Origin of the sequence: Halocella sp. SP3-1, from assembly GCF_003953885.1 — a bacterium.
Lineage (GTDB): Bacteria > Bacillota > Halanaerobiia > Halanaerobiales > DTU029 > Iocasia > Iocasia fonsfrigidae.
Window position 1 is genome coordinate 4,001,826 of the sequence record NZ_CP032760.1, and the last position, 22,303, is coordinate 4,024,128.

17 protein-coding genes, 1 tRNA gene and 3 rRNA genes are annotated in these 22,303 nt (G+C 39.6%); all 21 read right to left on the reverse strand.

All coding sequences use genetic code 11. The annotated features are described in order from the left end of the window. Entirely contained in the window at window positions 1–1,443 is a 1,443-nt protein-coding gene (cysS, locus tag D7D81_RS19220) for a cysteine--tRNA ligase (RefSeq protein WP_125991754.1), read from the reverse strand. A gap of 511 nt (window positions 1,444–1,954) precedes the next feature. Further along, the gene (locus D7D81_RS19225; RefSeq protein WP_125991756.1) at window positions 1,955–2,149 is read right to left on the reverse strand and encodes a hypothetical protein; all 195 of its coding nucleotides are present in this window, start codon (window positions 2,147–2,149) and stop codon (window positions 1,955–1,957) included. Window positions 2,150–2,192: 43 nt separating this feature from the next. Further along, window positions 2,193–3,662, reverse strand: coding sequence for a glutamate--tRNA ligase (gene gltX / locus D7D81_RS19230; protein WP_125991758.1), 1,470 nt, complete (start codon window positions 3,660–3,662; stop codon window positions 2,193–2,195). A gap of 148 nt (window positions 3,663–3,810) precedes the next feature. Beyond that, window positions 3,811–4,599 carry a HutP family protein gene (locus tag D7D81_RS19235; RefSeq protein ID WP_205739294.1) on the reverse strand — a complete coding sequence of 263 codons (789 nt, stop codon included), beginning with the start codon at window positions 4,597–4,599 and terminating at the stop codon, window positions 3,811–3,813. A gap of 3 nt (window positions 4,600–4,602) precedes the next feature. Further along, window positions 4,603–5,085 carry a 2-C-methyl-D-erythritol 2,4-cyclodiphosphate synthase gene (ispF, locus tag D7D81_RS19240; protein WP_125991762.1) on the reverse strand — a complete coding sequence of 161 codons (483 nt, stop codon included), beginning with the start codon at window positions 5,083–5,085 and terminating at the stop codon, window positions 4,603–4,605. A gap of 1 nt (window position 5,086) precedes the next feature. Next, window positions 5,087–5,776 carry a 2-C-methyl-D-erythritol 4-phosphate cytidylyltransferase gene (ispD, locus tag D7D81_RS19245; protein ID WP_286169980.1) on the reverse strand — a complete coding sequence of 230 codons (690 nt, stop codon included), beginning with the start codon at window positions 5,774–5,776 and terminating at the stop codon, window positions 5,087–5,089. A gap of 4 nt (window positions 5,777–5,780) precedes the next feature. Further along, window positions 5,781–6,890, reverse strand: coding sequence for a PIN/TRAM domain-containing protein (locus D7D81_RS19250; RefSeq protein ID WP_125991766.1), 1,110 nt, complete (start codon window positions 6,888–6,890; stop codon window positions 5,781–5,783). A 71-nt stretch (window positions 6,891–6,961) separates the two neighbouring features. Then, window positions 6,962–7,465 carry a CarD family transcriptional regulator gene (locus D7D81_RS19255; protein WP_125991768.1) on the reverse strand — a complete coding sequence of 168 codons (504 nt, stop codon included), beginning with the start codon at window positions 7,463–7,465 and terminating at the stop codon, window positions 6,962–6,964. A 92-nt stretch (window positions 7,466–7,557) separates the two neighbouring features. Beyond that, window positions 7,558–8,634 carry a DNA integrity scanning diadenylate cyclase DisA gene (gene disA / locus D7D81_RS19260; protein ID WP_125991770.1) on the reverse strand — a complete coding sequence of 359 codons (1,077 nt, stop codon included), beginning with the start codon at window positions 8,632–8,634 and terminating at the stop codon, window positions 7,558–7,560. A gap of 3 nt (window positions 8,635–8,637) precedes the next feature. Further along, entirely contained in the window at window positions 8,638–9,996 is a 1,359-nt protein-coding gene (gene radA / locus D7D81_RS19265; protein WP_125991772.1) for a DNA repair protein RadA, read from the reverse strand. 82 nt (window positions 9,997–10,078) lie between these two features. Then, window positions 10,079–12,499 (reverse strand): ATP-dependent Clp protease ATP-binding subunit, encoded by a 2,421-nt coding sequence (locus D7D81_RS19270; RefSeq protein ID WP_125991774.1) that lies wholly within the window; start codon window positions 12,497–12,499, stop codon window positions 10,079–10,081. 12 nt (window positions 12,500–12,511) lie between these two features. Beyond that, window positions 12,512–13,564 carry a protein arginine kinase gene (locus D7D81_RS19275; protein WP_286169981.1) on the reverse strand — a complete coding sequence of 351 codons (1,053 nt, stop codon included), beginning with the start codon at window positions 13,562–13,564 and terminating at the stop codon, window positions 12,512–12,514. Then, the gene (locus tag D7D81_RS19280) at window positions 13,564–14,076 is read right to left on the reverse strand and encodes a UvrB/UvrC motif-containing protein (protein WP_125991776.1); all 513 of its coding nucleotides are present in this window, start codon (window positions 14,074–14,076) and stop codon (window positions 13,564–13,566) included. Before D7D81_RS19280 ends, D7D81_RS19275 begins: the two co-directional genes overlap by 1 nt. 1 nt (window position 14,077) lies before the next feature. Beyond that, window positions 14,078–14,674, reverse strand: coding sequence for a CtsR family transcriptional regulator (locus D7D81_RS19285; protein WP_286169983.1), 597 nt, complete (start codon window positions 14,672–14,674; stop codon window positions 14,078–14,080). Window positions 14,675–14,762: 88 nt separating this feature from the next. After that, complete coding sequence (locus D7D81_RS19290; protein WP_125991780.1) at window positions 14,763–15,896, reverse strand: putative glycoside hydrolase; 1,134 nt, start codon at window positions 15,894–15,896, stop codon at window positions 14,763–14,765. A gap of 209 nt (window positions 15,897–16,105) precedes the next feature. Then, window positions 16,106–16,181: transfer RNA gene (locus D7D81_RS19295), tRNA-Asn, on the reverse strand. A 35-nt stretch (window positions 16,182–16,216) separates the two neighbouring features. Further along, window positions 16,217–16,333: ribosomal RNA gene (gene rrf, locus D7D81_RS19300) — 5S ribosomal RNA — on the reverse strand. A gap of 106 nt (window positions 16,334–16,439) precedes the next feature. After that, window positions 16,440–19,549 (reverse strand): 23S ribosomal RNA (locus tag D7D81_RS19305). A 190-nt stretch (window positions 19,550–19,739) separates the two neighbouring features. Then, window positions 19,740–21,287 (reverse strand): 16S ribosomal RNA (locus D7D81_RS19310). Together the 16S, 23S and 5S rRNA genes with 1 tRNA gene alongside form the textbook arrangement of a ribosomal RNA operon. Before the next feature lie 260 nt (window positions 21,288–21,547). Then, window positions 21,548–21,730 (reverse strand): hypothetical protein, encoded by a 183-nt coding sequence (locus D7D81_RS19315; RefSeq protein WP_125991782.1) that lies wholly within the window; start codon window positions 21,728–21,730, stop codon window positions 21,548–21,550. Window positions 21,731–21,831: 101 nt separating this feature from the next. Then, window positions 21,832–22,230: a secondary thiamine-phosphate synthase enzyme YjbQ gene (locus D7D81_RS19320; protein WP_125991784.1), complete on the reverse strand. Its 399-nt coding sequence runs from the start codon at window positions 22,228–22,230 to the stop codon at window positions 21,832–21,834. Window positions 22,231–22,303: the final 73 nt, after the last annotated feature.

The following is a 22,303-nucleotide window of genomic DNA, read 5'->3' on the forward strand; positions in this document are numbered from 1 at the left end:
TTAAACCCTCTCCCATTCCACACCTTGCGTAGTATCTTTGACAAGAAAGCCCAGTTCACCTAAGCCGTCCCGTATCCTGTCAGCCAGCTGATAATCCTTCTGTTCTCTTGCCTCTTCCCTTATTTTAAGAATGAAATCCATTAAATTATTAACAGCCTCATCATTATTAATATTCGCTTTATCATCTAAGCTAAGTCCAAGAATATCAGTAAGTTCTTTAAATACCCCATAAGCCTCCTTCAGTACAGTACAGTTTTTTTGTTGCAAGGTAAAGTCAGGACTATTTATAAAGCTATTTATATCACGAACCAGTTCATGGATAACCCCAATCGCTAAGGCTGTATTGAAATCATCATCCATGGCCTCTTCAAAATCAATACGCCTTTTTCGACATGTATCTTTAATTCCCTCAGTAGATAGATTCCCCTCTACTTCTTCCAACTGTTCATTATTAAATAGCAGGGACTCTAACTTCTGAGAAAGATTACTTAGCCTTTTAAGGCCCGCTTTAGCAGTCTCCACCTCTTCTTCACTAAAATCAATCGGTGTCCGGTAATTCTTGGTCAGGAGGAAATACCGTATTTCATCTGCTTTATATTTCTCCAATAATTCCCTGGTAGTAAAAAAATTACCCAGAGATTTAGACATTTTTTCTCCCTTCAGATTTACTGGACCGTTATGGAGCCAGTATTTTGCAAATGTATGGCCAGTACAGGCCTCAGACTGAGCAATTTCGTTTTCATGATGGGGAAAAATTAAATCACTTCCACCACCGTGAATATCAAAGCTATCTCCCAGGTATTTGGTGGCCATAGCTGAACACTCTATATGCCAGCCAGGCCATCCCTTACCCCAGGGGCTATCCCATTCTTTCTCACCTTCGGGAGCCTTCTTCCATAAAGCAAAATCCATCGGGTTTCTTTTCTCCTCAACTACATCAAGTCGGGCACCTGCCTGCATCTCATCAAGAGACCTCCCTGATAGTTTACCATAGTCCTCAAATTTATCCACACTAAAATAGACATTACCATTAACTTCATAGGCATACCCCCTCTCCAGCAGGGTTGCTATCATTTTAATAATCGCATCTATATTATCAGTTGCCTTTACATATCTGGTAGCTGGTTTAATATTTAATTCGGTAATATCTTCCAGATAAGCCCGGGCATATTTTTCTGCCAGTTCCATCATTGTCAGGCCCTCCTCTGCTGCCCGGCTTACTATTTTTTCATTTACATCAGTAAAATTCATGATATAGGTAACATCATATCCCTTATATTCCAGATAACGTCTAATAACATCATAATTAATTGCACTCCTGATATGACCTAGATGAGAATAATTCTGTACAGTCAAACCACAGACATACATCCCCACCTTACCCTCTTTTAACGAAATAAATTCTTCTTTTTTCCTGGTTAAAGTGTTATAAACTTTAAGCATAAAGTTTTCCCCCTTTAATCTTTTACCTTTTACATTTTATTTCTTACACAAAGTTAACTAGTTTTAATAATCCAGACAGATATTTTTGTTGGACGACTCTAGAAATTATCCGCAGGCAGGAACGCCGGAGGAGAATTTCTCGACAGTAAGCGGAGGTAGGACACCGCAGCGCAACCTTAATTTTCTTGTATGCTCTGCTTAGATGCCGAGTGCCCGTGGTGCAACCTTAAACTGTTCTCGTACGCTCTAGTCAATACGGAGTGCCCGTGGTACACGACAAGGGAAACAAATATATCTGTCGGTCTTCAAAATTATCCGCAATTTAAACATAATTTCCAATAAAAAAGCCCACATCCCTATTACAGAGACGAAGGCCCGCGTTTCCACTCTGTTTGGCCAGGGCTTACCCCTGATACCCAACTTAATAAATAATGATAACGGCTTCACCGTAACTCCCTACTATAATTCAGGAATTAAACTCCAGGATGCATAAGGATATAAAATCTATAGATTACTTCCAGCCTTTGATAATCCTCTCTGAGATAGAAAACTTATATCCTCTCTTCCCATCAATATTATTAATATATTTTCTTCTTATATAATAATATATACTTTTAACAAGTATTTGTAAAGTGTTTTTCAGATAACAATAGTCGATAATTTCCTCTGCCCATAAAAATAAAACTACAGGATAGATTTCTTTCATATGTCTACCCTGCAGCATTTAATTTGCCTTTCTAAAGTTTAAACTAATTAACCATTTCAAGGGCACTATCCAAACGTTTCTCTACTTCATCTAAACCCAGAATATAAATTACATGATTTAACTCCGGTCCTGAGTTTAAGCCAGTGAGGGCTACCCTTGTTGGATGATAAATAGTCCTAGCTTTTACAGGCAGATTTTTCCTCATTATGTTAAAAATTTTATTTATTGAATCAGGGTTAAATTCCTCCAGTTCCCTGAGTTTTTCTTTAAGGGTTGTAAAAACCAATTCCACATTTTCTCCCTTAAATTCTTCAACAGCCTCTTTTTTATCCGCAAATTCCAGTTCTTTGAAGAAGAGTTCAGCCTCATAAGGTATCTGGGACAGATAATCAACCTTGTTCCTGCTAACCTCTATAACCCTTTTTATCCATTCATATTTTTCATCTGATACATCATCACTAATGTATCCAGCATCTTTTAAATACGGAATAGATAATTCAACAATCCTATCCAGGTCTGCCTCTCTGATATATTTACCATTCATCCAGTTTAGTTTTTCAACATCAAACACAGCAGGACTTTTATTAACATCTGCAATATCAAAATGAGATATGATCTCTTCCCTTGACATTATTTCCTGATCATCCTTTGCTGACCAGCCGAGTAGTGATAAAAAATTAAATAGAGCTTCAGGGAGATAACCATTTTCTCTATATTCCCCAATATATACGGCATCACTATCACTACGTTTTTTCAATTTGGCCTTATTCTCATCAAGTATTAATGGGAGATGTGCAAACCTAGGTAAATCAAAACCAAGTGCCTCATAAATCAATAACTGTTTAGGGGTATTTGATATATGATCTTCTCCTCTGATAACCTGACTTATTTTCATTAAAGCATCATCAATAACTACAGCAAAATTATATGTAGGCATTCCATCTGATTTGTAGATAATGAAATCATCAAGCACACTGGTATTAAAGGATATTTTACCTCTAATAATATCATCAATGATTATCTCTCTATCCTCATCAGGAACTTTAAACCTAATAACAGGATTCCTACCTTCTTTTTTATATTTTTCAACATCTTCTGCAGACAAGGTACGGCAATGTTGGTTATAACGAGGCATTTCACCCTTGCTGGCAGCCTCTTCCCTCATTTTATCTAATTCTTCAGGTAAACAGTAACAATAATACGCTTTACCCTCTTCCAGTAGTTTCTCAGCATATTTCTGGTATATGTCTATTCTTTCTGACTGCCGGTAAGGACCATAATCCCCACCAATACCTACACCTTCATTAACATCAAGTCCAAGCCACTTCATCTCTTTTAGGATTATCTCTTCAAACTCTTTAGTGGACCTTTCCAGGTCTGTATCTTCAATCCTTAAAACTAGTTTCCCCTTATTTTTCCTGGCCCACAGCCAGTTAAATAAGGCAGTACGCATATTACCGATATGGATCTTACCTGTCGGACTGGGAGGAAAACGCAAACGCATTCCTGACATTCTATCCACTCCTCTAACTATTTTTTTCAAGTATAATATATATTTATCAGTATATCTATTATTCCATAAAATAATGTCTTATCCAAGACCTCCAACGGCCTCGATGGCCTAGTGCTGGCCTCATCCTTGCGTATATAATATAAGACCTCTATATTACACTGGTACCCACAGTTAATTGTTCTGGACCATCTACCAGGGCATGGCCAAACTTACCAAATATTGCTGCCGCTATATGGCCTTCCCCACGGACGATAGCTATTTTAAACCCACCACCAAGTCCCGGATTTATCAAGGCAAGCTGGCTGTACGCATCTTTTACAGCATTGGAAATAGCTATCTTCTCCCGTGAATTTTCAGAAATAACCCCACGGGCAATTGCTGCAACTGTAGTGCTCTCCCTTAACTTAATAGGTAATTTCTCTGCACTGGCACCTGTCTGGGTGATAGCCCCCTTATAGCCATACCCCTTAATTTTCTCCAGCCAGTATTCTTCATATTCACGGCTCCTGGTCATAGCCAGATAAATTGCTGAACTCTCTGGTGTTATGGTCCTCTTTTCCATAGCCCTTTCATTTTCTTCATCTTTAAGATAACCAGATACAATATCATCTGCTGTTACAATCCCCACCAATTTATGATCATCATTAAGTACAGGCAGACCACCGATATGATTATCAGAGAGATGGCGCGCTGCCTCCTGCACAGTCGTATCCAGGCTAATGGTAATTATATCTTCTGACATAAACCTAGTTATCGAAGCATTTAGTTCATGTTCAACTACCAGGTCACCATCACTTACCATCCCAATCACTTTACCATCTTCAACTACTATTAACCTTCCAATCTTATTTAGTGACATAAGTTTCTCAGCTTCAAATACTGTTGCCTCAGGATTTATTGTGATCGGATTATCTGACATGATATCCTTTACTAGCATGATTTATCCCCTTTCATTACTCTCAATTAAAACAACAGCCTGGGCAGCCATTCCCTCTTCCCTTCCAACAAACCCAAGCCCCTCAGTAGTTGTTGCCTTCATATTAATCCTCTTTTTATTGATCTGTAAAACCTCGGCATACTTACTAATTATCTTATTATAATACGGTGATATTTTAGGTTTTTCAGCCATAAGTACTAAATCAATATTTTCAATCCTATATTCTTCTTCCATAAGTAATTTATAGACCTCATCCAGTAATAATAAGCTATTGATATTCTTATAACGCTGATTACTATCTGGAAAATGTCTTCCTATATCACCTTTAGCCATAGCACCTAAAATAGCATCCATTAAGGCATGTGTCAGCACATCTGCATCTGAATGCCCCATCAAACCATATTGATAAGGAATATGTATCCCGGCTATTATCAACGGCCGGTCCTTTTTAAATCCATGAACATCAAAACCTAAACCTACTCTCACTTTATCTTCTCCTGTTCTCAAGTATACTTTCTGCTATAAACATATCTTCAGGGGTAGTTATCTTAATATTTTCCTCTGAGCCACTAATAACCTTAACCTGATATCCTAAGAACTCAACCAGTGCTGCATCATCTGTAACCTTTAGGTCACTAGCTACCTCCTGATGTGCCTTCATAATAAGTTCTCTGCTAAAGGCCTGGGGTGTCTGGATAGAAACCAATTCTCCTCTATCCAGGGTCTCAAGGACATAACCCTTCCCATCCACCCTTTTAATAGTATTTTTAGGTTTTACACCCACGCTAACTGCATCATTTTCCTTAACAGTAAGTATAACCCTTTCTACAACAGAAACCGGCAAAATCGGTCGAGCACCATCATGAATTATAACATAATTAATTGCTGGTGAAAAGACCCTTAAACCAGCAAAAACCGATTCGCGCCTGGTCTCTCCCCCAGCAATTATTCTGATCTTTTTATTATTAAAATATTTGTTTATAACCTTTTCCCTGCAGTACTTTATTTCTTCCTGCCTGACAACAACAATTATCTCTTTAATCTGAGGATTGTCAGAAAACAGGGCAATAGTATGGGCAAGAACAGGACGATCAGCCAGACCTAAATACTGTTTATTAGTCTGGCTATTCATCCTTGAACCCTGACCTGCTGCAGGTATCACAACTCCTATAGACATTATTTTACCCCTTAATTAGATTAATCTGTTCCCTGGCTTTGGGTTTAGCAAAAATCATCCTACCTGCTGCTGTCTGTAATATACTGGTTACTAAGACAGAAATCTTTTTACCCATGTAATTAACACCATCATCAACAACTATCATTGTACCATCATCAAGGTAAGCAACACCTTGACCATCTTCTTTTCCCTCTTTAATCACCTTAACATCCATCTCTTCACCTGGTAGCACAATCGGTTTAACAGCATTTGCCAATTCATTAATATTAAGTACAAAAACACCCTGTAATTCAGCAACTTTATTGAGATTGTAGTCATTAGTTACTATCCGGGCATCCATGATTTGGGCCAATCTTACCAATTTACTATCTACTTCATTAATTTCATCAAAATCCTGTTCTATTATCTGAATGTTTATATTGCTTTCTTTCTGCATCTGTTTTAAGATATCAAGCCCGCGCCTACCACGGTTACGTTTTAGCACATCTGATGAATCAGCTATATGACGTAACTCTTCAAGTACAAATTCAGGTACTATTAACGTTCCTTCTACAAAACCACTTTTACATATATCTGCTATCCTACCATCAATTATAACACTGGTATCAAGAATTTTACTACTAATCTCATCATCGTAAATATTATCCATTTTATTTTTGTTGCTCTTTTCAAACAGCTTGATAATTTCAATCTCTTTGTAAGTTAAGAGGCTGAATCCAAGGTATGCACAAACCAAATTTATTAATACCTGCAAATATTGCCCGATGCGATGACTTTTTAAAACAGGAAAAGAAATACTTATAAGTATACCTATTAATAGGCCTATAATAATTCCTGAAATACTGATTACTATTTTCTTCCATGATACCTCTTTTAATTTGTACTCAAAATTAATAATTAATTGCAATAATTTCTCCAATAAAAAAGAAACAACAAAAAAACCAAACAATAACCCGATAATAATGCCAATAAATTGTGTGCTTATAAACCAGCGGTCTATGTTCTCCCAAACAGGTTTTGGAAACTCAGTTGCCAGGTCTAAAACATCAACAAGCTCATATCCTATAATTGCACCAAATATAGCCAGGATGGACTTCATTATTTTTTTTAGCACTTTCCCACCTCCTTCCAAATATTATTACCAAAAATAGAATAATAATTCCTAAAATTATTAAATTAAGTAAATTATTCTTCTTCATCCATATATGGATTATCATTAAACACTTCACTAATTAATAAATCAACCTCTTCTTCATCCATATCCTTTGATAATACTAATTCACTAATTAATATCTGTCTGGAATTATTAAGCATCTTCTTTTCACCAGTAGAAAGCCCTTTTTCATGGTCCCTAATAGTTAAATTGCGGACGACTTCAGCTACTTCGTATATATCCCCTGTTTTAAGTTTTTCCATATTTGCACGGAAACGGCGGTTCCAATTCTGGGACATTTTGCTTTTTTCACCCTTAAGTAGTCTCAAAACATCGTCAGCCTCTTCTTCATCTATAACCCTTCTAATACCTATTTCATCTACTTTTTCGACAGGTATCATGACCTTCATTTCACCAATAGGTAACTGCATAATAAAATATTTTTTTTCTTCACCCAGGATTTCTTTTGTTTCTAGTCCTATTATTGTACCAGCACCATGATTGGGATAGACTACTTTATCGCCTACCTTAAACAATTATATCATCTCCTCTATTACCTGAAACCATATTCTTCCTTAGAATAATTATAACACCTGTATTATCAACTGTCAATTTTAATAAAATCCCACTATATATGACGATCTAATAAGACTTGATCCCTTAAACGCCTTAATCCTTCTTTTATTGCCTGGGCACGCACTTCTCCTATACCATCAACATCATCAAGTTCATCTGGTGAAGCATTAATTATATCCTGCAAACTTGTAAATTGAGCAACCAAATTTTCTATAACAGGCATAGGCAGCCTAGGGATCTTCCTCAATAATCTGTATCCCCTGGGAGAGACTGAAAGGTCCATGGAATTAACAGAGCCACCGTGTCCTAAAGCCTTGCTTATAGTATTTAGGGATAACATCTCATCTGAAGACCAGTTTGTTAATTCCATTAATAGATCTTCAGGTTCAAATTCATCATCTTCTTCATTATCAGCCATATAATCCATAATTAATAAAATGCCTTCCTCTTTAACATTTACTATTAGTTCCTGCAACTGCATCTTAATTAGTCTTCCTTCAATACCCAGTTCATTTATAAATTTTTTAATTTCTTTTTCAATTTTAAGTACCATTTCTGCCCGTTGTATCACAGTAACTACATCAGAAATAGTAACCAGGTCTTCAAACTCAAGAGCACTTAAATTTGTCAGGGCTTGATCAAGGACATTGCGATATTTTTCTAGTGTCTGGACTGCCTGGTTGGCCTTTGATAGGATCACTCTGATATCTTCCAGGATATGTTTGAGGTTATTCTTATAAAGGGTAATAATATTTCTCCTCTGTGAAATAGCAATTACTAGTTCTCCTGTCTGCTTGGCAACTCTTTCAGCAGTTCTATGCCTGGTACCTGTCTCAGAAGAGGGGATTGAGGGATCAGGTATTAACTGGGCATTAGCACAGAGAATCCGATCAGCATCACTATCTAAAACCATAGCTCCATCCATTTTAGCTAATTCATAAAGCCGTGCTGGGTTAAGTTCTGCATTAATATTAAACCCTCCGTCGACTATACCTAGTACTTCTTCACTATCGCCTATTACTATAAGACCCCCAGTACCAGCCCGTAGCACATTTTCCAGGCCTTCCCTCAGTACTGTACCTGGTGCTATCATTTTTAAAATCTCAGCTAATTGATTTTCTCTGCTCATTCATCACCCCACCTTAGAGATATGTTGTAATAATTGATGTATATTTACTATTCCCACAATGTTTACTTCAGGGTCAAAACTAAGCCCTTTAAAATTACCCTGTGGAATAATAATCCTATTAAATCCCAGTTTTTTTGCTTCTTTAATACGCTGTTCTATCTGGCTGACTGCTCTGACCTCACCTGCTAATCCAACCTCACCTATAACAGCCAGTCCATCTGGGATAACCTGATCCTGATAACTAGAAATTATAGCTGATATAATCCCTAAATCCAGAGCCGGCTCATCTACCTTGAACCCGCCTGTAATATTAATATGGACATCTTTAGTCTGAAAGTTAAAACCGGCTTTTTTCTCCAGAACAGCCAGTAAAATAGATACCCTTTTATAATCAACACCAGTAGTTAAACGCTGTGGCGCAGAAAAAGTTGAAGACGATACCAGAGACTGAACCTCGATCAATAATGGTCTGCTTCCTTCAATAACAGGTGCTATTACAGAACCAGATACCCCGTCAGGTCTCTCCTCCAAAAATAATTGGGAAGGATTTAGTACTTCTTCCATACCGGAACCCTTCATTTCAAAAACTCCAACCTCATTAGTTGAACCATACCTATTCTTAACCGCTCGCAAGATACGATAAGAGTAGTTGCGGTCACCTTCAAACTGGAGTACTGCATCAACCAGGTGTTCCATAACTCTCGGCCCTGCCAGGTTGCCCTCTTTAGTAACATGCCCAATTAAAAAGATTGGTATATTTTTAGTCTTGGCTATTTTCATAAGCTGATTAGTAATCTCTTTAACCTGAGGAATACTACCAGGGGCACTATCCAGTTTTGGTTCATAGACCGTCTGAATAGAATCAATTATTACCAGGTCATAATTACCTTTATGTAGGGCTACACTTATCTGGTCAAACTCGGTTTCAGCCAGAATATATAAACTATTATTAATGGCCTTTAATCTCTCTGCCCTCAGTTTTATCTGGGTAGCTGATTCCTCACCTGAAACATATAAAACCAGGCCATTAGTTTTACTAAAAAGGGAAGCCGCCTGTAATATCAGGGTTGATTTCCCAATACCAGGGGCTCCTCCAAGTAAAACCAGAGACCCACTTACAATCCCGCCCCCCAGGACACGGTCTAATTCACCAATCCCGGAGGAAGAACGAGCACGCACTCCAGCTTCAATTTTTGTAATTGGACTGGGTTCAACCCTAAGCTGAACCTGTTTCCCACTGCCCTTATTAGCTCTCCTTTCAACAAACGAATTCCAGGTATCACAATTCGGACAACGTCCCATCCATTTGGAGCTCTTATAGCCGCATTCCTCACACGTATAATCAACCCTGTCTCTCGCCATACACCTATCCCCTATTATATACTAACTAATTTATTTTAATTATAACATTTTTGACAGGTTTTTACAAGAAACTTTAGTATGATTATTCATTAATAAAGGACATACTTCCTTGATCTTCATCAACCTTAATTACCTGGCCCTCCTTTATTTCTCCTTGAAGAATACGTTCTGATAAAGGATTTTCTATCAATTTCTGGATACTCCTTCTTAAGGGACGGGCCCCAAATTGGGCATCAAAACCATCCTCAGCCAGTAATTGTTTTGCTTTATCACTTACCTTGATTTCAATTTCCTTTTCACTCAATCTCTTTCTTAAATCATTCAGCATCAGGTCAACAATCTGATTGATATGGTCTTTATTTAAAGCATGGAAAACTATTATTTCATCAAGCCTGTTAAGGAATTCAGGTCTGAATGTCTTTTTTAGTTCAGAGATAACTTTATCTTTCATATCAGTATATTTACTTTCTTCATCTTCCTGTGCTTTAAAGCCAAGCCTTGATTCCTTTTCAATATAATTAGCACCGACATTGGATGTCATAATGACTACTGTATTTTTAAAATCAACTTTACGGCCGTGTGTATCAGTTAAAAGACCGTCTTCAAGAATCTGGAGCAGGACATTAAATACATCTGGATGGGCTTTTTCAATCTCATCAAATAAGATAACCGAATAAGGGCGCCTTCTTACCGGTTCTGTTAACTGACCACCCTCTTCATGTCCCACATAACCTGGAGGAGAACCAACCAGACGTGAGACAGAGTGTTTTTCCATGTATTCAGACATATCAATCCTGATCATAGCATCTTCATCATCAAACATTGTTTCAGCCAGTGTACGGGCCAATTCTGTCTTGCCCACACCTGTTGGACCTAGAAAGATAAATGAACCAATAGGCCTTTTGGGGTCTTTGAGCCCTGCCCTGGCCCTCCTTACTGCTTGAGAAACCGCATTAATAGCCTCATCCTGGCCAATAACTCTCTTGTGAAGCTCCTCTTCCAATCTTAATAATTTTGCTGTTTCAGCCTCTTCTAACCTGGTAACTGGTATCCCTGTCCAACTGGAAACAATCTCTGCTATATCGTCTGGTGTTACAGTACTTTCTTTCCTTCCTTTATCCTGATGCCAGTTGGCTTTAATATCCTCTAATTCCTGTTGTAGTTCTTTTTCCTTATCCCTCAGTTTAGCAGCCTTTTCAAACTCCTGGTTTTTTACAGCAGCTTCCTTTTCCTTCTGTAAATCTTCCAGTTTCTGATTAAGTGCCTTCATCTCTGGTGGTCTTGTATTATTACTCAGCCTTACCTTTGAGGCAGCTTCATCAATTAAATCAATCGCTTTATCTGGTAAAAAACGGTCAGTTATATACCGATGTGACAGATTAACAGCTGCTTTAATTGTCTCATCAGTAATAACAACTTTATGGTGTGCTTCATAGGGATCCCGCAGTCCTTTTAAAATGCTAATTGTCTCTTCAATAGTGGTTTCTTCTACCAAAACTGATTGGAACCTTCTCTCCAGTGCTGCATCTTTTTCAATATATTTGCGATATTCATCCAGGGTGGTAGCACCAATAGCCTGAAGCTCCCCTCTGGCCAGAGCAGGTTTTAAGATATTTGAAGCATCAATTGCCCCTTCTGCCGCACCAGCACCAACCAGGGTATGGAGTTCATCAATAAATAAAATAATTTCACCATTTTTTATTATATCATTCATTACTGCCTTTAATCTCTTTTCAAACTCTCCCCTATATTTAGAACCAGCTACAATTGAACTTAAATCAAGGGAAACAACACGTTTATTTAATAAAATTTCCGGCACATTCTCAGAAATAATCCTGGAGGCTAAACCCTCAACAATTGCTGTTTTACCTACACCAGGTTCCCCTATCAAAACAGGATTATTCTTTGTCCGTCTACTAAGAACTTGTATTACCCGTTCTATCTCTTTATCACGACCAATAACAGGATCCAATTTGCCTTCCCTGGCCATATCAGTTAAATCACGACTGTACTCATCAAGGTTAGCAGTTTTTGAATTTTTATCTCCGGTATTTTGTTCTATATTGTTTTGACCCCCAAGTAACTCAATAACCTGTTTATGAATTGATGTAAGATCTCCATCAAGATCCTGTAGTATCCTAACTGCAACACCTTCCCCCTCACGAATCAAACCGAGCAAAATATGCTCAGTGCCAATATAATTATGACCCAAACGCCTGGCCTCATCCATAGATAAATTTAACACTTTTTTACTCCTGGGGGTAAGACTAACAGGGTTATTTATCTGCTGTTTACCTTCACCAATTATCTGTTTGATCTTCTCTATGACCTTCTCCTGAGTAACACCTGCATCAGCCAAGGCCTTGGCTGCTACACCCTGACCCTCTTTAACCAGTCCAAGCAGCATATGCTCTGTTCCTACATAATTATGTTTTAGAGCAACTGCTTCTTTCTCCGCAAGACTCAAAACCTTACGGGCCCTTTCAGTAAATCTACCAAACATATCTATCACTCCCTACATTTTTAATCTAGTCTGAATAAGTTCACTACGTTTTATATCCCTTTCCGAAATACTTAGTTCTTTACCATTTATTTTTTGAATATGGGCCGGTCTGGTTAAGACCATTAATTCACTTAAAACCTTTTTATCAACATTATCTATTATACCCATATCAATACCTAATTTTACATTTGAAATTAATTTCATTGCCTCATCACTGGAAATCTTATAAGCAAAATTTAAAATACCAAATGACCTTCTAATTCTATCAATCACCTCTGATTCTTTTTCCTGTAAGAGGTACTGACGGGCCTGTTTTTCTTGACCAATTATCTGTTTACTAACACTATTAAGATTATCAATTATATCCCTTTCAGAGTGGCCTAATGTCACCTGATTCGATATTTGATATATACTACCATTAGATTCACTACCTTCACCATATATACCCCTGACTGTTAAACCTAATTTTGAAACAGCCGTTAACATTTTCCCTATATTATTTGTCAGGCTTAAGGCCGGCAAATGAACCATAACAGAAGCTCTTAAACCAGTTCCAACATTAGTAGGACAACTGGATAAATAACCCCATTTCTCTGAAAAAGCAAAATCCAGTTTCCTTTCCAACAGGTCATCTAGTTCACTGGCCAGTTCCCAGGTTTCGTCTAATTGTAACCCTGGTGTCAACACCTGAATCCTTATATGGTCTTCTTCATTTATCATAACACTAATTCTTTCATTATCATCAAGAAATACACCTTTTTCATATCCTTCCCTGGCATGCACAGGGCTAATTAAGTGTTTTTCAACAAGTAAATCCCTTTCTAATTCTGGCATATCAGCAAGGTTAATATAATGCAGTTTTAACTGTTTCTGAGAGGAAATGGCCTCGATTACCCGCTTACTAACAGATTGTTTCTCTTCTTTACTTGCCTGATTAGGATATGGCTCATCTTCAATATTCCTGGCCAGGCGTATTCTACTACTTAAAACAATTTCATTATCAGGACCCTCACCAGAAATCCAGTGTGTTACATTATTATTAATAATATCCTTTAATGACACCACTACTCACCCCCATCATTATCCTCTAATTCTTTTATCTTATCCCTTATTTCTGCTGCTTTTTCAAAATTTTCATTTTTGACAGCATCTTGCATCTCGTCCCTTAACTCTTTTATCTGACGTTTTTTCCTTAAATGACCTCCCTTTCTCTGGGGGACCTTTCCATTATGAACAGTTTCCCCATGTATGCGTTTTAACAAGGGGTTAAGCCTATCATTAAAAGTCTCATAACAATCTGCACAACCAAATAGACCATTTTGAGTAAAATCATAATAACTCAAACCACATGTTCCACATTTATCTCCCTGTTTTATACCAGTATTATATGAATTAATTTCTGGATTTAATATACCTGACAATAAATTCTGAAAAGAAAAAGGGTCATTTCCAGCAAAGGGAAGTTGCCCCGTCTCCCGGGCACATTCCTCACACAAAAAAACCTCATTTTTTTCACCATTAACAATTTTAGTCAAATGAACAGTAGCCTCTTTATTATTACACCGCTGACAAAGCATATTATTCCTCCTCACTTTCCATTTTTAGAATCACTTCAAGCATACCCCTGAACAGCCTTCCCCTGATATAATCCCTATGAGGCAGATTCACTCCTATTAATTTTTTATTAACAGCCGTCTCCATCAAAATTTTTTCGCGAAAAGAGATTACTTCATTTTCAAACAACCTGAAAATCACTGCTTCAGCTTCCCGCTGTGATATTGGACCACCAAAACGGGAAATTATCTTTTTTATCTGTTCTTTTTCAGAGTCCATCTTCAGGCGAATTATCCGAACATAGCCCCCACCACCACGTTGACTCTCTACTACATAACCCCTTTCCACTGGAAATCTGGTCTGTAACACATAGTTTATCTGTGATGGGGCACAATTAAACTCATTAGCTAATTGGTTACGTTTAATTTCTACTTCACCCTGGTATTTTTTTATCAGGTTTCTTAAATACCTCTCTATTTGGTCTGATAAATTAGCCATAAGAAAAGCAACCTCCTGCGGATTTTGTCTTTGACTTTTTTTGACCTTCCCTATTAATATCATACTATATTTTCTATAAATTGCAACTACTAATAGTCCATAATCTACTTTAATTATAACCATTATCACTGTTCTCATTCATTTATCTTTGTTTTTGTCAAGATTACTCGTTGATATAATGAAATTGCATTATACTAAAAACTCACCCTTTCTAAGGGTGAGTTAACAATGTTTCAATAGTATATTTTGAACTCGGATTCCATAACAACCATTCAGTTAAACCAAGTTTTTCTACTGCCTTAATCTGTTCCTGTACATCTTTTAATGAATATTTATACCCTAATGAAAAATCCTGTAACCAGGGTCTAATAACCACATTACTATTATCTGATATTTTTTCCTGGGCATCAATAAGACTCTTATAGATTATTTGATAAGGCTCTCTATCTGGCACTGGAATCCCATAGCTCCCGGCTGAGTAATGTGAAGGATAGACCATCGGAGAAATTATTTGAACAATATTAGATAATTCCTTAAAATTTTGCCCAATACCTAAATCATCATTAACCGCTGTTGTTAAACCAAAAACATCAATTGAAACCGGGGTATTTAACAAGTCTAACTCATCCCTTACATATTGAGCAAAACTATTTATATACTGACTTTTGTTTTCTTTATCAACTACTGCCTGATATGGTTTTCTGGCTAAGGCAGGGTATCTAATATAATCAAATTGAATCTCATCAAAGCCAATTTCAACTGCTTCTCTGGCAAGAGCCAGGTTATAATCCCATATTTCTTTTTGGGAAGGGTCAACCCAGTTATCACTTTTAATAATTGTATTATCACTTTGCTCTAATTTAAGGGAAAGATCCTTTCTCTTATTTGCCAGCAGGGCATCTTTAAAAACAACTATCCGCCCTATTACATAAATACCCCTACTATGCAATTCATCAATTAAGGCCTTAATATTTTTAATCTTTCGACGGTTAGCACCAATTTCCTGGGCCAGAGGGACATTAGATTTGTAACTCAAATGACCTAACTGGTCTTTGATGTCAATTACCATAGTATTCAATACTGTCTTATCAACTAAATTAATTAAAGCTGAAATTTTCTCTGAACCTGCTACCCAGCCTGTTACATAGATACCTTTCACATAAAATTCAGGAAGATATAATTTTTTCTCATCAACAAGCTGATATACTTTGCTATTTTTAGCAGGGGGTCTGTCCAAATTATAATGTAATCTAAAATCAGCTAAAAGCTGTGTCGGATATAAAAGTAATATTAATAATATAATAACAAAAGTATTTATTAATTTTGTAATATTTTTGATAGTCATTTTTTATGTACTGGTATATATTCTACCAGATCATATACCTCCTTCAAAATATCTTATCAAAATAATGAATATGTAATACTATATTGATCCTTGTTTCCTATATAATAATTATAACACATATCAGCTAGTAATTATATAAATATAGTAAAGTAATAGTAGGTAAAAGCTACCATATTTGCTATCAGGTGAATTTTCTAGACATAAAAAAATGGCTCCCCGAGCAGGACTCGAACCTGCGACTCGATGGTTAACAGCCATCTGCTCTACCAACTGAGCTATCGGGGAACACATATTAGTAAACGATATATAAATATAAATAAAATCGGCAGCGACCCACTCTCCCACAAAGTCACCCTTGCAGTACCATAGGCGCTGGAGGACTTAACTGCTGTGTTCGAAATGGAAACAGGTGTTTCCCCTCCGCAATTGCCACCGAAAATTTTATCTACTTTTTATAATCCATCACATATTATAGCATATCTATCTTAGTTGTCAATAAACTATTCTTTCAAAAATGCATACAGGAAAATAATTTTTAAAGTTAAGATTAAGCCCTCGCCCTATTAGTATTGGTCAGCTTAATGTGTTACCACACTTCCACCTCCAACCTATCAACCTGGTCATCTACCAGGGGGCTTACCTCTTGCGAGTGGGATACCTAATCTTGAGGCTGGTTTCACGCTTAGATGCTTTCAGCGTTTATCCATTCCACACTTAGCTACTCAGCTATGCTCCTGGCGGAACAACTGATACACCATCGGTGTGTCCATCCCGGTCCTCTCGTACTAGGGATAGCTCCTCTCAAGTATCCTTCGCCTGCGACGGATAGGGACCGAACTGTCTCACGACGTTCTGAACCCAGCTCGCGTACCGCTTTAATGGGCGAACAGCCCAACCCTTGGAACCTGCTTCAGCTCCAGGATGCGACGAGCCGACATCGAGGTGCCAAACCTCCCCGTCGATGTGAACTCTTGGGGGAGATAAGCCTGTTATCCCCGGGGTAACTTTTATCCGTTGAGCGACGGCTCTTCCATTCAATACCGCCGGATCACTAAGCCCTACTTTCGTACCTGTTTGACTTGTTGGTCTCACAGTTAAGCTCCCTTCTGCCTTTACACTCTTCGTGCGATTTCCATCCGCACTGAGGGAACCTTTGGGCGCCTCCGTTACTTTTTGGGAGGCGACCGCCCCAGTCAAACTGCCCACCTGACAATGTCCCATGACCAGTTTATGGCCTCTGGTTAGAATTCCGCTAAAGAAAGGGTGGTATCCCACTTGCGGCTCCTTTGATACTAGCGTACCAAGCTCTTAGCCTCCCACCTATCCTGTACATCCTTTAGCAAAACCCAATATCAGGCTACAGTAAAGCTCCACGGGGTCTTTCCGTCCTGTCGCAGGTAACCAGCATCTTTACTGGTACTACAATTTCGCCGAGTCCCTTGTTGAGACAGTGCCCAAGTCGTTACGCCATTCGTGCAGGTCGGAACTTACCCGACAAGGAATTTCGCTACCTTAGGACCGTTATAGTTACGGCCGCCGTTTACTGGGGCTTAGGTTCTATGCTTTGGTTTTCACCTAACACTTCCCCTTGACCTTCCAGCACCGGGCAGGCGTCAGCCCCTATACTTCGTCTTACGACTTAGCAGAGACCTGTGTTTTTGCTAAACAGTCGCTTGGGCCTCTTTGCTGTGCCCACTTTCGTGGTACCCCTTCTCCCTAAGTTACGGGGTCATTTTGCCGAGTTCCTTAACAAGGGTTCTCTCGCGCGCCTTAGAATTCTCATCCCGTCTACCTGTGTCGGTTTGCGGTACGGGCACTATTAATCTCACTAGTGGCTTTTCTTGACAGCTTGTTTGACAACTTCCCCTCTCTCGGGTCCAGATCACCTTCGATAGTTAAATAAAGGGATTTGCCTCTTTATTCCTACCTTAGGCTTCTGCACACACCTCCAGTCGTGTGCTTTGTCTTTCTTGCCGTGTCCCCACTTCATTCAAACGATTAATAGCGGCATTGGAATCTCTACCAATTATCCATCACCTACGCCTTTCGGCCTCGGCTTAGGTCCCGGCTTACCCTGAGCGGACGAGCCTTCCTCAGGAAACCTTAGACTTTCGGCGGAGGGGATTCTCACCCCTCTTTTCGCTACTCATACCGGCATTCTCTCTTGTATAGCGTCCACTGCTCCTTACGGTACAGCTTCTTCCACTATACAATGCTCCTCTACCATGTGTAAACTGTTCACGCAATCTACTGCTTTGATAGACAGACTTTAGCTGCTTTGCTAAATAGACTTTAACCTGGAGTCATTTGGTCAAAAGTCTCGTTTTGAATTTCTTTTTGTTACTTTTGACTAAATGTAACTCTATATCTCTATCTTTAGTTAACAATAGACTTCGTGAACAATTTACACATCCACAGTTTCGGTGACAGACTTTAGCCCCGTTACATTTTCGGCGCAAGGACGCTCGACCAGTGAGCTATTACGCACTCTTTAAATGTATGGCTGCTTCTAAGCCAACATCCTGGTTGTCTTTGCGACCTCACTTCCTTTCCCACTTAGTCTGTACTTTGGGACCTTAACTGGTGGTCTGGGCTGTTTCCCTTTCGACTACGAAGCTTATCCCACGTAGTCTGACTCCCAAGGCTTATAAACTTAAGTGTTCGGAGTTTGAATGGATTCGGTAACCTTGTTGGGCCCCTAGTCCAATCAGTGCTCTACCGCCTAGTTTTATTCCTTGAGGCTAGCCCTAAAGCTATTTCGAGGAGAACCAGCTATCTCCAGGTTCGATTGGCCTTTCACCCCTACCCACAACTCATCCAATGATTTTTCAACATCACCTGGTTCGGGCCTCCACGGGTTCTCACTCCCGCTTCACCCTGGTCATGGGTAGATCACCTGGCTTCGGGTCTATTCCTTGTAACTTGCGCCCTATTCAGACTCGCTTTCGCTGCGGCTTCACCTTTCTGGCTTAACCTTACGCTACTAAGAATAACTCGCCGGTCCGTTCTACAAAAAGTACGCGGTCAGACTTTCTAATAGTCCTCCCACTGCTTGTAAGCTTACGGTTTCATATTCTATTTCACTCCCCTCACGGGGTTCTTTTCACCTTTCCCTCACGGTACTTGTTCACTATCGGTTACCTGGTAGTATTTAGCCTTGGAAAATGGTCTTCCCTTCTTCCCACAGGGTTCCTCGTGTCCCGTGGTACTCTGGATAATCTAAGGTGTCTCTCCTTTTCACCTACGAGGCTTTTACTCTCTCTGGCTGACCTTCCCAGGTCATTCGGCTAAAGATTCAACTGCCTTTGTGATTCTACAGTCTCACTCATGATTATCCTAAACCCACATTTAACAACGGCTGTAGCCTTACATTAAATGTGTTTAGGCTCTTCCCCTTTCGCTCGCCGCTACTTAGGGAATCTCTTTTGATTTCTTTTCCTCGGGGTACTTAGATGTTTCACTTCCCCCGGTTCCCTTCATATAGCTACTTCTTTCACTATATGATGACGGCCCTCTCGACCGCCGGGTTTCCCCATTAGGATATCCGCGTATCTACACTTCTTAGCAGCTACTCGCGGCTTTTCGCAGCTTGGCACGTCCGTCTTCGGCTCCAGGTACCTAGGTATCCACCGTAAGCCCTTATTAGCTTAATCTTTCTTCTTAGAAAATTGTAGTACCTTCCTAGAAGTTTCCGTCTTCGGTTTCTTACTTCTTACCTCAGACCTCTTACTTCCTTTCTGGTACCTTCGTCTTTTCCTGTATGCAGTTTTCAAAGAACAGTTTAAGGAAACATTTTTAACGTTCCCTCAAAGTTGAACAACAAGCTTGACGCATTCTCCTTAGAAAGGAGGTGATCCAGCCGCACGTTCCCGTACGGCTACCTTGTTACGACTTCACCCCCCTTACCAGACACACCTTTGGCATTCGCAAATGACTTCTGGTGCATCTAACTCGGGTGGTGTGACGGGCGGTGTGTACAAGGCCCGGGAACGTATTCACCGCAGTATGCTGACCTGCGATTACTAGCGATTCCAACTTCATACAGGCGAGTTTCAGCCTGCAATCCGAACTGGGATCAGCTTTCTGAGATTTGCTCCACTTCACAGCTTCGCTCCCCTCTGTACTGACCATTGTAGCACGTGTGTAGCCCGAGGCATAAAGGGCATGAGGACTTGACGTCATCCCCACCTTCCTCCGGCTTTCACCGGCTGTCTCCTTAGAGTCCCCAACTTTACTTGCTGGTAACTAAGGATAAGGGTTGCGCTCGTTGCGGGACTTAACCCAACATCTCACGACACGAGCTGACGACAGCCATGCACCACCTGTCTCCGTGTAGTCAAAGACTAGACTCTACTTTCATAGATGGTCACGGGATGTCAAGCCTCGGTAAGGTTCTTCGCGTTGCATCGAATTAAACCACATGCTCCACCGCTTGTGCGGGCCCCCGTCAATTCCTTTGAGTTTCAGTCTTGCGACCGTAATCCCCAGGCGGGACACTTATCGCGTTAACTCCGGCACTGATGGATTCGAACCACCAACACCTAGTGTCCATCGTTTACGGCTGGGACTACCGGGGTATCTAATCCCGTTTGCTCCCCCAGCTTTCGTACCTCAGCGTCAGTTGCAGACCAGAGAGCCGCCTTCGCCACTGGTGTTCTTCCTAATATCTACGCATTCCACCGCTACACTAGGAATTCCGCTCTCCTCTTCTGCACTCAAGATAGGCAGTTTCAAATGCACCTTACCGGTTAAGCCGGTATATTTCACAGTTGACTTGCCTATCCGCCTGCGTACCCTTTACGCCCAGTAATTCCGGACAACGCTTGCTCTCTACGTATTACCGCGGCTGCTGGCACGTAGTTAGCCAGAGCTTCCTCCTTAAGTACCGTCAGGTCAATGCCATTTCCTGCATTGACGGTTCTTCCTTAAGGACAGAGCTTTACGACCCGAAGGCCTTCATCACTCACGCGGCGTTGCTCCGTCAGGCTTGCGCCCATTGCGGAAGATTCCCCACTGCTGCCTCCCGTAGGAGTCTGGGCCGTGTCTCAGTCCCAGTGTGGCTGATCGTCCTCTCAGACCAGCTACGGATCGTTGCCCTGGTGAGCTATTACCTCACCAGCTAGCTAATCCGACGCGGAGCCACCTCTCAGCGATGCCTAGGCACCTTTACTTAAGTGTAAATGCTTACTCTTAAGGCTATCTGGGATTAGTCCGGCTTTCGCCAGGTTATCCCTGACTGAGAGACAGGTTCTCCACGCGTTACTCACCCGTCCGCCACTACCCGGATCTTATCTTCATCCCGAAGGAATCTGTTAAGGCGGGTCGTTCGACTTGCATGTGTTAAGCACGCCGCCAGCGTTCGTCCTGAGCCAGGATCAAACTCTCCATTAAAAATTTTAATAGATTATTTGTGACTCTTTGAATACTTTTGAACTCTTTTGGATACTTGCCTTTTATTTAAAAAAGGCTCGCACTTGCGTCATTGCTTGTTGTTCAATTTTCAAGGAACATTAATTTGTTTATCTCACTGACTTTTTATTATCTGTCAGCGAATTATATCTTATCACTTTTAACCTCACTTGTCAAGAACTTTTATTTTATTTCAAAAGTCATTCTCCAAGTGGTATTAACCAGCGACGTTTTACATCTTATCATCTCTGTCGATTACTGTCAAGTAGTTTTTTCATAAATAGTTTTTTATCATATCTACTTATCAGTTCCAACTCTTTACCGCTTTTAGCGGCGACAAGATATATCTTAACATCTCTGTCGTTTCCTGTCAAGGGGTTTTTGAAATTAATTTTACTAACTCCTAACCCCTGTTCTGACAGCATTGTTTATCACCATCTTTTGTGGCGACAAAATATATTCTAACATCATCTTGCCAGACTGTCAAGAACTTTTTTGGGGAAAGCACAAAATAATTTAAAAGACACTAATTAGAAATTATCTTAATGTATAATTTCCTCTTCCTTGGACCATCAAATTCACAAAAATATATCCCCTGCCAGCGGCCTAATACAAGGGCTCCGTTTTCTATTATTATAGTTTCAGATGATCCTATCAAACTACCTTTTATATGGGCTGCCGAATTACCTTCTAGATGGAAATAATCATCGTCAAAGGGAACAATCTCATTTATCTCTTTAGTCATATCCTTTACCACATCTGGGTCCGCATTTTCATTTATTGTCACAGCAGCAGTAGTATGGGGTACATATATTACTACTATACCATCATTAACTTCATCTTTACTGACAATATCCCTGACTATAGTAGTTATATCGATAAACTCAACATGGTTTTTTGTTCTTATTTTTACTTCTTCTATCAAAATAGTCTCCCCTTTTTTATTCTTATTATTTATTTTCTCATTATTTATTATTAAATAAATTCAACAAATTTCC